At 45.6% G+C, this 12,211-nt stretch carries 11 protein-coding genes and 1 other annotated feature; of the genes, 7 read left to right on the top strand and 4 right to left on the bottom strand.

Going from position 1 to position 12,211, the window contains the following annotated elements:
* Positions 1-4: 4 nt before the first annotated feature.
* Positions 5-202: a YwbE family protein gene (locus V6D44_RS06685; protein ID WP_202327873.1), complete on the top strand. Its 198-nt coding sequence runs from the start codon at positions 5-7 to the stop codon at positions 200-202.
* Positions 203-236: 34 nt separating this feature from the next.
* Here V6D44_RS06685 and V6D44_RS06680 read toward each other — a convergent pair whose 3' ends face one another.
* Positions 237-1,424: a class I SAM-dependent rRNA methyltransferase gene (locus V6D44_RS06680; RefSeq protein ID WP_202327872.1), complete on the bottom strand. Its 1,188-nt coding sequence runs from the start codon at positions 1,422-1,424 to the stop codon at positions 237-239.
* A gap of 121 nt (positions 1,425-1,545) precedes the next feature.
* Here V6D44_RS06680 and glxA point away from each other — a divergent pair, with 121 nt between their 5' ends.
* Entirely contained in the window at positions 1,546-1,926 is a 381-nt protein-coding gene (glxA, locus tag V6D44_RS06675; RefSeq protein WP_087993211.1) for a glyoxalase GlxA, read from the top strand.
* 51 nt (positions 1,927-1,977) lie between these two features.
* Here the strand turns inward: glxA and celB are convergent, their stop codons facing one another.
* Positions 1,978-3,312, bottom strand: a complete 1,335-nt coding sequence (gene celB, locus V6D44_RS06670) for a PTS cellobiose transporter subunit IIC (RefSeq protein WP_087993212.1) — start codon at positions 3,310-3,312, stop codon at positions 1,978-1,980.
* A gap of 227 nt (positions 3,313-3,539) precedes the next feature.
* Here celB and V6D44_RS06665 point away from each other — a divergent pair, with 227 nt between their 5' ends.
* The 3 genes from V6D44_RS06665 to sacY all read left to right on the top strand — a co-directional run bounded on the left by V6D44_RS06665 (position 3,540) and on the right by sacY (position 8,206).
* Entirely contained in the window at positions 3,540-5,477 is a 1,938-nt protein-coding gene (locus V6D44_RS06665) for a S8 family peptidase (protein ID WP_202327871.1), read from the top strand.
* A gap of 452 nt (positions 5,478-5,929) precedes the next feature.
* Positions 5,930-7,309 carry a SacY negative regulator SacX gene (gene sacX, locus V6D44_RS06660; protein WP_087993214.1) on the top strand — a complete coding sequence of 460 codons (1,380 nt, stop codon included), beginning with the start codon at positions 5,930-5,932 and terminating at the stop codon, positions 7,307-7,309.
* A 54-nt stretch (positions 7,310-7,363) separates the two neighbouring features.
* Positions 7,364-8,206 carry a transcription antiterminator SacY gene (gene sacY, locus V6D44_RS06655; RefSeq protein WP_087993215.1) on the top strand — a complete coding sequence of 281 codons (843 nt, stop codon included), beginning with the start codon at positions 7,364-7,366 and terminating at the stop codon, positions 8,204-8,206.
* 50 nt (positions 8,207-8,256) lie between these two features.
* On the opposite strand, the gene V6D44_RS06650 is transcribed toward sacY, so the two are convergent.
* Positions 8,257-9,117, bottom strand: a complete 861-nt coding sequence (locus tag V6D44_RS06650) for a glycosyltransferase family 8 protein (RefSeq protein WP_333516369.1) — start codon at positions 9,115-9,117, stop codon at positions 8,257-8,259.
* A 110-nt stretch (positions 9,118-9,227) separates the two neighbouring features.
* The gene (locus V6D44_RS06645) at positions 9,228-9,941 is read right to left on the bottom strand and encodes a YwaF family protein (RefSeq protein WP_087993217.1); all 714 of its coding nucleotides are present in this window, start codon (positions 9,939-9,941) and stop codon (positions 9,228-9,230) included.
* Positions 9,942-10,091: 150 nt separating this feature from the next.
* Between V6D44_RS06645 and ywaE the strand changes: the two genes are divergently transcribed.
* Positions 10,092-10,607 (top strand): tyrZ transcriptional regulator YwaE, encoded by a 516-nt coding sequence (gene ywaE, locus V6D44_RS06640; protein ID WP_202327868.1) that lies wholly within the window; start codon positions 10,092-10,094, stop codon positions 10,605-10,607.
* Positions 10,602-10,814, top strand: a binding site (T-box leader). (Overlaps the previous gene by 6 nt.)
* Positions 10,815-10,855: 41 nt before the next feature.
* Complete coding sequence (gene tyrS, locus V6D44_RS06635; RefSeq protein ID WP_289349186.1) at positions 10,856-12,097, top strand: tyrosine--tRNA ligase; 1,242 nt, start codon at positions 10,856-10,858, stop codon at positions 12,095-12,097.
* Positions 12,098-12,211: the final 114 nt, after the last annotated feature.

The following is a 12,211-nucleotide window of genomic DNA, read 5'->3' as shown; positions in this document are numbered from 1 at the left end:
CGCGATGAACGGGCAAGAGCGAAGAAGCATTTCGAAAGGTTTACAGGTGGATATTGTATTGAAAGAAGACCAAAAAACAGGAAAACTGACGAGAGGCACAGTGAAGGATATTTTGACGAAATCAAGCTATCACCCGCACGGCATTAAAGTCCGGCTTGAAGATGGCCGCATCGGCCGCGTCCAGCAGATCATTTCTACATAAAAAAAGCTGCTCCTGAACAGGGCAGCTTTTTGCTTTATTTTTTCTGCAGAAAGACCACTTTTAGATAGTTGCCTTCCGGAAACGCCGAAATCGTTTTGAAATCCTCCGGCAGCGTAAATTCCTCAATGATCGTGTAGCGTTCATTTGTTTCTTTAAAGGCGGCATCGATAAAGCCTTTGAATTTCTTCATGCCAAAGGCGCTGCTGTTTGTGGAAGCAACGATGACGCCCTTGTCAGCTGTGATAGCGATCGTTTCCTTCAGGAGGTTTTTATAATCCTTAGCCGCGCTAAAGGTGCGTTTTTTTGTGCGCGCAAAGGAAGGCGGGTCGAGAATAATCAGATCAAAACGCAGATTCTTTTTCGCCGCGTACGAAAAATAGTTAAAGACGTCCATCACTTTAATGTCGTGTGCCTCGTAATCGAGCTTGTTCACGCTGAATTGCTCGATCGTTTTGGCCATGCTCCGGTTTGCCACGTCCACGCTTGTTGTTTTCTCCGCTCCGCCAAGCGCAGCTGCCACGGAGAATGCCCCCGTATAAGAAAACGTGTTTAAGACGGTTTTTCCTTCTGCATAGCGGTCTCTGATCGCCTTGCGTACATGTCTTTGATCCAAAAAGATGCCTGTCATGGCGCCTTCATTCAGATCTACCGCATATTGAATGCCATTTTCCTGAATAATGATCGGGAATTCGCCTCTTTTCCCCTTCACGAAGTCATCATCTTCGACGTATTGCCCAGCCGTGTCGAAGCGTTTTTTCTCGTAAATCGCTTTATAATCCAGATCAAGCTCATCCAAAGCGGAAATCAGCATATCTTTAAAGGCGTAAATGCCTTTGCTGTACCATTGAACCAGCAGATACCCGCCATAATAGTCGATGGTGACGCCGCCGATGCCGTCACCCTCACCATTGAACATACGGAAAGCTGTTGTGTCTTGAGCCGCGAAAAGTTTGGCGCGCGCTTCGATCGCTTTAGTTAATTTGCTGAGAAAAAATGCTTGGTCTATCTGTTCTTGTTTATTGCGGGTAAGCGTCCAGCCGACCCCTTTGTTTTGCAGGCCGTAATAACCCCGCGCGAGAAACTCGCCGCTCTCTGACACGATATCAACGAGGTCTCCTTCTTTCACGTGCCCCGCACTCCCTGCGAGAGCTTCCTTATCGATGAGCGGATAGCCTTTTTTGATTTTTGCAGCATGTGCTTTCTTTAGAGTGAGTAGCTTCATATCTGTTCGTCCTCTTTCTGTTTGCTTTCTCTTATCGTACCACAAAACGCCAAGATGTCTGCATTGACAGAAAGGAAAGGTTTTTCTACGATAGACAAAAAGAGTTACGAGGAGGAGCAGCATGGCAAAACGAATTGACCATACAGGCATTATGGTAAGGGATATCAACGCGTCCATCACATTTTATGAAGAGGTTCTCGGCATGAAATTGAAGGATCGCATCACTCACACGAACGGTATAATCGAGCTTGCTTTTCTTGGCTTTGAAGACGGGCCGGAAACAGAAATCGAACTGATTCAAGGCTACAGCAGCGAGCTTCCCGCCGAAGGAAAAGTGCACCACATTGCCCTGCTGACGGATGACATCGCGGCTGAATATACAAAAGCGGAAAGAATGAACGCGAAATTTATCGACGAAGAGATCACAACACTTCCAAACGGATACCGTTATTTCTATATCGAAGGTCCTGACGGTGAGTGGATTGAGTTCTTTCAGCGGTAAGAAAAAAGCAGCATAACGCTGCTTTTTTTCGTTAATTAAATGCTTACATAATCACAAAACATTCTTATCCACAGCTACACCCGCACTCTCTTCCCGCCATTTTTGATGGTCCCATATTCTGAAAAACGGATAGTAGATCGCACAGGTGATCACAAGATTCACCAGCTGCATAACGGCTCCGGACACTTTTCCGCCAGTCGCCAGATAGCCTGATATGAGCGGCGGCATCGTCCATGGCACGGCGATTCCCGCCGGCCTTGCCACCAGTCCGGTGCTCATGCCGATATAAGTTGTTGTAATCGTGAGGAGCGGCGCGATGATGAATGGAACGATGAGGAGCGGGTTCATGACAATCGGCATGCCGAAAATGATCGGCTCGTTGATATTAAATAGCGCAGGACCAATCCCCAATCGGCCCAGCTGCTTCATTTGTTTGCTCCGGGAGCGTACCAGCATTGTCAGGACAAGCGCCAGCGTCGCTCCGCTTCCGCCGACATTAATCCAAATTTGAAAAAACTGGGCCGTAAAAATACTCGGCATCGCCTCTCCCGCTTGGAACGCGAGACGGTTGGCATCCATCGCGCCATACCAAATCGGCGCCATAATTCCGCCAATGATGGAAGCTCCGTGAATCCCGCACGACCACAGCAACATCTGCACAAATTCAGCGATCAGGCTTCCGCCGAGACTGCCTCCAAGGATGGAAAGCGGTGTGCCAAGCAAGTCTCCAACGACATTGTGCAGGCTCTGAAAAGGCGTCATTTCAATCAGAAGACGCGCCAGCCACACGAGAAACACAATGATAAATCCGGGAATCAGCGCGACAAATGATTTGCTTACCGCCGGCGGCACGCCGTCTGGCATTTTGAAGACGATATTTTTTTGAATAATGTACCGGTAAATTTCAGTCGAAAACAAAGCGATCAGCATAGCGACAAACAAACCCTTGCTGCCAAGCAATGTAATCGGAATTCCGCCCCCAACAAAGATGGATTCCGTTGATCCATCCGGCGTAAATGGCACCTCAAACGGCGTTGCCAACAGAAATGCGGCAATTGATATCGCGCCGGCCGACAGCGCATCTACACCATAGCTTTCCGCAAGACGATAGGCGATTCCAAAAGCGGCGATCATCGCCATAATATCAAATGAAGCATTAACGGGATAACCGAGCTTATCCGCCCACTGATCTCCAAACACACTCGCCATGAAATCAGCATAACCGGGAATCGGCAGGCTCGTTAAAATCAAAAAGACAGACCCGATAATAATCAGCGGCATGGTCAGGATAATGCCGTCACGCAAAGCGCTGAGATGCCGCTGCCCGGCAATTTTCCCAGCGACAGGCATGATTTTTTCTTCCATCACCCGAGTGAATGCGCTCATCTGAAAAGCCCCCTTTTTGCATTGCTTTGTAAACAACCTTCGCAATGTTTTCTTTATCTTATTTTGAAAACGCTTACAAATTCATTTGGAAAATTTCCTCTTCCTGCGGAAAAAACCTGCGTTCTGCTCTACAGTCCTGTCAATGAAAAAATTTTTCCTCCTAACTATTAAACTCTCTTTTTTCTCCGATATATATATCAAACATCATAGAAAGAAGGAGATGAATCATGCAAAACGTGTCGTGCAAGCTTGTCATATCAGTCACTCTGTTTTTCAGTTTTCTCGCCATAGGCCCTTTCGCGCATGCGCAAAACAGCAGCGGGAAAGAAGTTATTGTGGTTTATAAAAATAAGGCCGGCAAGGAAACCGTCCTTGACAGCGATGCAGAGGTTGAACAGCAGTATAAGCATCTTCCCGCGGTAGCGGTCACAGCTGATCAGGAGACAGTGAAAGAATTAAAACAGGATCCTGATATTTTGTATGTCGAAAACAATGTCTCATTCACCGCAGCAGGCAGCACAGATTTCAAAGTGCTGACAGACGACACTGAGGACACTGAAAATTTTGAACAATGGAACCTTGAACCCATTCAAGTGAAACAGGCTTGGAAAGCAGGACTGACTGGCAAAGGTGTCAAAATCGCAGTTATTGACAGCGGGATCTCTCCCCACGAAGACCTGTCGATTGCCGGCGGGTTTTCAGCTGCCAGTTACACCTCTTCTTACAAAGATGATAACGGCCACGGAACACATGTCGCTGGGATTATCGGAGCCAAGCATAACGGCTACGGAATTAACGGCATCGCACCGGAAGCTCAAATATACGCGGTTAAAGCGCTTGATCAGAACGGTTCGGGGGATCTTCAAAGCCTTCTCCAAGGAATCGACTGGTCGATCACACACGGGATGGACATCGTCAATATGAGCCTTGGCACGACCTCAGACAGCCAAATCCTTCATAACGCCGTGGACAAAGCATATGAACAAGGCATTCTGCTCGTTGCCGCCAGCGGTAACGACGGGAACGGCAAACCAGTGAACTATCCGGCGGCATACAGCAGTGTCGTTGCCGTTTCAGCGACAAACGAAAAGAATCAGCTTGCCGGATTCTCAACTACCGGAGATGAAGTTGAATTTTCAGCGCCGGGAACCAACATCACGAGCACTTACTTACATCAATACTATGCGACAGGAAGCGGAACTTCCCAAGCGACACCGCACGCCGCTGCCATGTTTGCTTTGTTACTGCAACGTAATCCTGCCGAGACAAACGTGCAGCTGCGCGCAGAAATGAAAAAAAATATCATTGATCTTGGAACCACAGGCCGCGATCAGCATTTTGGCTATGGGATGATCCAGTATAAAGCGCAGAAAGCAGATTCTGCATACGCTGAGGCAGAGCAAGCGGTGAAAAAAGCGGAACAAACAAAAACACAAACAGATATCGACAAAGCGAGAAAACTCGTCAGCCAGCTGCCGAATTCTAACGCCAAAACGGCCCTGCAAAAAAGACTGGATAAAGTACAGTCATTCAGAAATGTAAAAGATGCGAAAGACAAAGTCGTAAAAGCTCAAAAATATAAAACTCAGCAAACCGTTGATACAGCACAAGCTGCCATTAACAAGCTGCCAAACGGAACAGACAAAAAGAACCTGCAAAAACGCTTAAACCAAGTAAAACGCTATATCGCATCAAAGCAGGCGAAAGAGAAAGTGGCGAAAGCGGAAAAAAGCAAAAAGAAAACAGATGTTAACAGCGCACAATCAGCAGTCAGCAAGCTGCCGGCAGGTTCAGAAAAAACGTCCCTGCAGAAGCGCCTTGCCAAAGTAAAAAGCACCAATTTGAAAACGGCGAAGCAATCCGTATCTGCAGCAGAAAAGAAATCAACTCATGCCAATGCGGCAAAAGCACAATCAGCCGTCAATCAGCTTCAATCAGGCAAGGACAAAACGTCATTGCAAAAACGGTTAGACAAAGTGAAGAAAAAAGCGGCCGCAGCCGAAGTGAAAAAAGTTGAAACTGCCAAAGCAAAAGTGAAGAAAGCGGAAAAAGCCAAAACGAAAAAAGCAAAGACATCCGCTCAGTCTGCAGTGAATCAATTACAAAAATCCAATGAAAAAACAAAGCTGCAAAAACGGTTAAATGCCGTCAAACCGAAAAAGTAACCAAAAAGCCTTTAAGACTTGTATTCTAGGTTTTAAAGGTTTTTTCCATTGCAAGAACATCACACACAACCATTTTCCCATACACCGCGCAGGCTTTTCCTACTATTGCTATCCAGCCATGAACAGCATAAAATGTACGTTATTACAGTTATCGCCACATATGGAGGGATTGTGACTGGTCAGCAGGCAAGACCCAATGATGTAAAGGGAGTATTAGTGCCTAATAAACAGGGCATTTTTTACCCTTCTTTTCGTGTTGGGCTCATAACGGCGCCATGGACAACCCCTATTCCTATTTTCATGCTCCGTCACCGACGCGGGCATTTTTTGTTGTCCCTGCTCATTTTGTCATTTTGAGCCGGTATTTCTCACTTTTTTCATTTTGATTGTCAACTTTTCATTTGATACGATGAACAAGCCGACTTTTCTGCAGCAAAGGAGGTTTTGATTGCTTGCAAAAAGAGATTGCAAAAGAATTATTTCTCCTCACAGGAGGAAAAAGCAATATTATCAGCATCAGCCATTGTACGACCCGTCTTCGTTTTGAGGTAAAAGACGAGACGAAAATCGATATACATGCCATTGAACATCTACAAGGTGTGCAGGGCACCTTTTTCCGATATGGGTTATTCCAGATTATCTTCGGAGCAGGCGTCGTCAACAAAATATATAAAGAAGTCGTTCAAGTGTGGGAGGCCGCGCCTTCTGAGGAGCCTGTTCAACAGAAAAAGGCCAGCCGGAAGCTGACCCCTGTCGCAGCATTCGCGAAAACGCTGTCCGATATTTTTGTGCCGATTATCCCGGCAATCACAGCAAGCGGCCTGCTCATGGGGCTGATTGGCATGATTAAGGTGTTTCACTGGTTTGCAGCCGGCAGCCCTTGGATCAAAATGCTCGACCTCGTGTCCAGCACAGCCTTTATTTTGCTGCCGATTTTGGTTGGCTTCAGTGCCGCACGGCAATTTGGCAGCAATCCCTATTTAGGGGCAGTGTTAGCAGGGCTCTTGACGCATCCCGATCTTCTGGACCCGTCTATGCTCGGCAGCAAAACCCCTGCTTCCTTAGACATATGGGGGCTTCATATTCCAATGATGGGCTATCAAGGCTCCATTATCCCGATTCTTCTTTCCGTTTATGTCATGAGCAGAATTGAGAAGCTACTAAAATGGATTGTGCCGAAGTCGCTTGATGTCATCATCATTCCTTTTATTACAGTCATGGTGACAGGATGCCTCGCACTGATTGTCATGAATCCCGCCGCTTCCATCATCGGCCAGATCATGACACAGTCGATTGTCTATATTTATGATCACGCCGGCATTGCCGCAGGTGCCCTATTCGGCGGCATCTACTCCACTGTCGTTCTATCTGGCTTGCATCATAGCTTTTATGCGATTGAAGCAACGCTGCTTGCTGACCCGCATGTCGGTGTGAACTTTTTAGTGCCGATATGGTCGATGGCGAATGTGGCCCAAGGCGGAGCGGGACTTGCGGTCTTTTTCAAAACGAAACAATCAAGCCTGAAAAAAATTGCGCTCCCCGCTGCCCTCACCGCGTTTTTAGGCATAGTGGAGCCCATTGTGTTCGGGGTAAATGTCAAACTGATCCGTCCCTTTATCGGAGCTGCCATCGGCGGCGCTATTGGCGGAGCATACGTGGTTGCGGTACATGTCGTGTCGAATTCCTACGGGCTGACAGGCATTCCGATGATTTCAATCGTGCTGCCGTTCGGCGCCGCCAATTTTGTTCATTATATGATCGGTTTTTTGATCGCGGCCGTCTCTGCTTTTATAGCTACATTGTTTCTCGGGTTTAAAGAAGAGACAGAATAACTGGATTTATTCGTTTTCATTCATAAAACGGGGGATGAAAGGACAAAAAAAGCTATGAAAATTAAAAGAATCTTAAATCATAATGCTATCGTCGTAAAGGATCAAAGTGAAGAGAAGATTCTCTTAGGTGCAGGAATTGCGTTCGACAAAAAGAAAAATGATATTGTCGATCCGTCAAAAATAGAAAAAACCTTTGTCAGAAAAGACACAGCTGACTATAAGCAGTTCGAAGAGATTTTAGAAACATTGCCGGAAGACCATATTCAGATTTCCGAGCAAATTATCTCCCATGCCGAAAAAGAGCTGAACATTAAAATCAACGAGCGCATACACGTCGCTTTTTCAGACCATCTTTCCTTTGCGATCGAACGCCTGAGCAATGGAATGGTGATCAAAAATCCGCTGCTGAATGAAATCAAAGTCCTTTATCCCAAGGAATTTCAGATCGGCTTGTGGGCCAGAGCGCTGATTAAAGATAAACTGGGGATACACATTCCTGATGATGAAATCGGCAATATCGCCATGCATATCCACACAGCAAGAAACAATGCCGGTGATATGACACAGACGCTTGATATTACAACTATGATCCGTGATATCATTGAGATTATTGAAATTCAGCTATCAATCAATATTGTAGAAGATACCATTTCTTATGAGCGGCTTGTGACCCATCTCCGCTTTGCGATCCAGCATATAAAAGCGGGCGAATCCATTTACGAGCTGGACGCAGAAATGATCGACATTATTAAAGAGAAGTTTAAGGATGCATTCCTGTGTGCCCTAAGCATCGGTACATTTGTGAAGAAGGAATACGGCTTTGTGTTTCCTGAAAAAGAATTATGCTATATCGCCATGCATATTCAGCGATTTTACCAACGGTCAGTCGCACGCTGAGGCAAAATAAAAACGCTTTTGAGATCATCAAAAGCGTTTTTATATTCAGTTTATTGGTTGATCGCCGGATTGCTGATTGTATTCCACTTCGTATACGACATGTAATGGAAATACTGGTCGCGATACGGGTGTTTTGTATTGGAATTCCAAGGCTTTTCTCCGCCGCAGAAGTGGACAATGGCCGGGTTCTCTCTCGTTTCTCTATAAAGCTTCTGGCCTGACAGCGTCGCAGGCGTTTTTTGTTTTAATATGATATAAGTTTGAGCGTTCCAGCGCGGGTGAAGTTCATACCACTGATCATACAAGATCGCATTCAGCGCATCTTGGTCGTGAAGCACAAGAAAGTCTTCAGACGGGTTTTCATTGATAAAGTTGATGACTTTTTCAGTGATGTTTTGCTTTCTCCAAGAATCAAAATCAATAATCATCATACCTGAGTTAAAATACTTCCCTGTATCACTGACGTTCATTTCTTTCAGGCGTTCATGCTGCCCCGCATCCTCAACTGCAGCGACCGTATATGGCGCAATATCCAAATCCCACAGTTTCGAAATATCTTCCAGAATAATTGCATCACAATCGATATAAATCATTCGTTTGATACTCTCATCCTTAATTAAGTCAGGAATTGAGATGCGGTAATACGCCGCTTTTGTAATATGGCTGCTTTCCACCGCATGTTCATACATGTTGGCATCCACTTCTAAAAATTCAATCGGCACGCCGAATTTCAATGTGGTTTCTTCCAGCCTTTTTTTGTTATCAGGCTCGATTCCTCCATCAATCACATATAGCTTTACTTCTCTGTTCTGGTCCATATTTGTCAATAAAGAAACGAACATTCCACCTAAATGACGAGCATAATTATCATCAGCGCATGACACGATATGCATAATTTCATCTTTCTTCAATGGTATTCATCTCCCTTTGTGTTGTACAAGTTACATTCCCGATTTCAGAAAATTAAACACTATTCATCAATACTTTTTTAGACAGAATGTGCTATACAACAAAAAAGGCGTCATGTTTTAAACCTGCGATAAAGCCAATAAAGAATGTAAAAGCATGCGATCGTAATGGCTTCAGCCGAGGCGATATACCACGGCCACGGCCCGAGAACATCCAAAAGAGAAGAGCCCCCCGGTTTTTTCGTCAAATACATATAATTCGCGCCAAGCCAGCGATCAAGCAAATAAATGCAGACCCCGTACACATTGACAATGAGGACGGTCACCCACAAAGAACGCTGTCTGAGCCTGTACGTCCCAATTACCGTCATCAGCAGGCAGGAGAGAAACACAGATCCGTGCGAAATAAAAAAGAGGATATATCGGATATGCGGAAAAGAAAACATACCGAGATCAGGAGTGGCAAGAGCCTGAATCGAACTGCCGATGCCGACAAAGTATAAAAATACAAACAGCTTCCTGCTTTTGGTCACCAGCATAATGGCCGACAAATACACCGACAGGTCACTAAGCTGGAGAGGCAATGAAGTCCGCACCGACCACCTGCCCGCGGCGATCATCCATATTTGATAACCGATTTGCGAGCCAAGCAGCAGAAACACAAACAAATAGCGCAAAAACTGGCTGAGTTTAGGCCGCTTGACCGTCTGGCGGAACAAAAACAACAGAATGGCCAAGACGGCGATCACTGCTAATGTCACCACATGCTCTGCTGAAAAAAGGTGAAACGGATCATGTTTATAGACGGCTTGAACATATTTTTGCAAGATGGCACCCCCGTTTGCGAGTTTTTGTTTATTTTGGTGTTGTGGGGGCCTTTTTTATTCAACCGATATATAGGCTTGAAGTTCAAATCGGTCTCTGTTACAATTCATTTCATAGCTAATGATTCTGATAATTTAAGGCAGGCCTAAAAAATGGAACGTTCCTATCAACATCAGCAGCTTCGGAAAGAAGAACATGACACACTTTCTAAGCTTAAACAAATGCCCGTTGAGTCACTCAACCTGGAAGCCATATCGATTGCGACGAACCTGTATCGGTCTGCGCAAAAGCTCCGTGTCAAAATGGAGACTGAGGTTCTTTCTTCCTATAGCCTTTCTTGGACCGCTTTCTCCATCCTTTATGATCTATGGGTATGGGGGGCGCTCGAAACGAGAAAAATTGCTGAGCTGTCAGGCATTTCAACAGCTACAGCAAGCAACGTGATCAAAACGCTCGAAAGAAAGAATTTTTGCAGCAAAAGCATCGACACAAGAGATCGACGGCTCGTGTTTGTCTCCATCACCGATTCCGGAAAACAAGCGATCGAAGAGCTCTACCCGGAGTTTCACAAAGGGGAAACAGAGCTCATTGCGGGTATGACGAAGAACGAACAGAAAACATTGACAGAGCTGCTTAGAAAGGTAGCTGACAATCTTCATACAACATAAGCTTTGACGGGAATCCAGTAGCGTTTTGTCTCCCTGTTTCAGAGAGCCGGCGGAAGGTGCGAGCCGGCGCACAGGCAACCGTGAATTACCTCCCCGAGCTTTCTTTGTGAACCTTAGTAGCAAAGAACGGGAAACCGTTATTCGAATGAGCGGAAGACGATGTCTTCAACCAGGGTGGTACCGCGTGCATTGAGCCACGTCCCTTTTCGGGATGGGCTCTTTTTTGTGTTTCTAAAAAAGGAGGAAGAATCATGAAAACATTTGAGCAGCTCACAGCAGCACAGCAAAAAGAAGTCGAAAGACAGCTTCAGCTATACATGACTGGCGCCCATGAGGTCATACCGCCGGAGGAATTAAAGGCCAAGCTCGTCAAATCCGTTTTCACAGGCACACCGCTTAAAATTAAGCTCGGATTAGATCCGTCTGCACCGGATGTACATTTGGGCCATACAGTTGTGTTAAACAAGCTTCGCCAATTTCAAGAAAACGGCCACATTGTCCAGCTGTTAATAGGGGATTTCACAGGAAAAATCGGTGATCCGACCGGAAAATCGGCAGCCAGAAAGCAGCTGACTGATGAAGAAGTTCAGCACAACGCCAAAACATACTTTGAGCAATTCGGGAAAGTTCTGGATCCAGAAAAAATCGAGCTTCACTACAACTCGAAATGGCTGAAAACATTGAATCTGGAAGATGTCATTGAATTGGCAGGCAAAATAACGGTAGCCCGCCTGATGGAACGCGACGATTTTGAAGAACGAATTGCCATGCAAAAACCGATCTCGCTTCATGAATTCTTTTACCCGTTGATGCAGGGATACGATTCCGTCGTTCTCGAAAGCGATATTGAATTAGGCGGGACAGACCAGCATTTCAATGTGCTGATGGGGCGGCATTTCCAAGAACGATACAACAAAGAAAAACAAGTCGTCATCCTTATGCCGCTTTTGGAAGGCTTAGACGGGGTTGAAAAAATGTCGAAGTCAAAAAATAACTACATCGGCATTGATGAACATCCAAATGACATGTACGGAAAAACGATGTCACTGCCCGACAGCCTGATGAAAAAGTACATCCAATTGGCAACGGACTTAGAGCTTGAGGAGAAAAAACAGCTCGTGAAAGACCTAGAAAACGGCGCCGTTCATCCGCGGGATGCCAAAATGCTTTTAGCCAAAACAATCGTCCGAATGTATCACGGAGCCGAAGCGGCTGAAGCTGCCGAACACTCGTTTAAAACAGTCTTTCAGGAAAACAGCCTGCCTGATGATATTCCGGCTGTCCAATGGGAAGGTGAGAAAACATTATCGATTGTCGATCTGCTGGTCACATTAGAGCTCCTCTCTTCGAAGAGCGAGGCACGCCGCATGATTCAAAACGGCGGTGTCCGAATTGACGGAGAGAAAATAACAGATATTCACGCCAATGCGGAGATAAAGGAGAATATGATCATCCAAGTCGGCAAACGCAAGTTTTTAAAACTCCAATAGATTGATATCCCAAAACGCTTATGACCCTTCATTCATAAGCGTTTTTTTACAGGTATTAAGCACTGTCTTTTCAAAAACGCTCTCCTTTTTGCAGGAAATTCCCTTAGCATCCCG

This window comes from Bacillus sp. 0209A, assembly GCF_036765095.1.
GTDB lineage: Bacteria > Bacillota > Bacilli > Bacillales > Bacillaceae > Bacillus > Bacillus subtilis_G.
This window is presented reverse-complemented; position numbering and strand designations above follow the sequence as displayed.

Excerpts from the sequence above, each read along its gene's own strand:
- V6D44_RS06680 (WP_202327872.1), bottom strand. The coding sequence starts at position 1,424 with ATGAAGCTACTCACTCTAAAGAAAGCACATGCTGCAAAAATCAAAAAA.
- ywaE (WP_202327868.1), top strand. The coding sequence starts at position 10,092 with ATGGAACGTTCCTATCAACATCAGCAGCTTCGGAAAGAAGAACATGAC.
- V6D44_RS06665 (WP_202327871.1), top strand. The coding sequence starts at position 3,540 with ATGCAAAACGTGTCGTGCAAGCTTGTCATATCAGTCACTCTGTTTTTC.
- V6D44_RS06685 (WP_202327873.1), top strand. The coding sequence starts at position 5 with ATGAACGGGCAAGAGCGAAGAAGCATTTCGAAAGGTTTACAGGTGGAT.
- celB (WP_087993212.1), bottom strand. The coding sequence starts at position 3,312 with ATGAGCGCATTCACTCGGGTGATGGAAGAAAAAATCATGCCTGTCGCT.
- glxA (WP_087993211.1), top strand. The coding sequence starts at position 1,546 with ATGGCAAAACGAATTGACCATACAGGCATTATGGTAAGGGATATCAAC.
- sacY (WP_087993215.1), top strand. The coding sequence starts at position 7,364 with ATGAAAATTAAAAGAATCTTAAATCATAATGCTATCGTCGTAAAGGAT.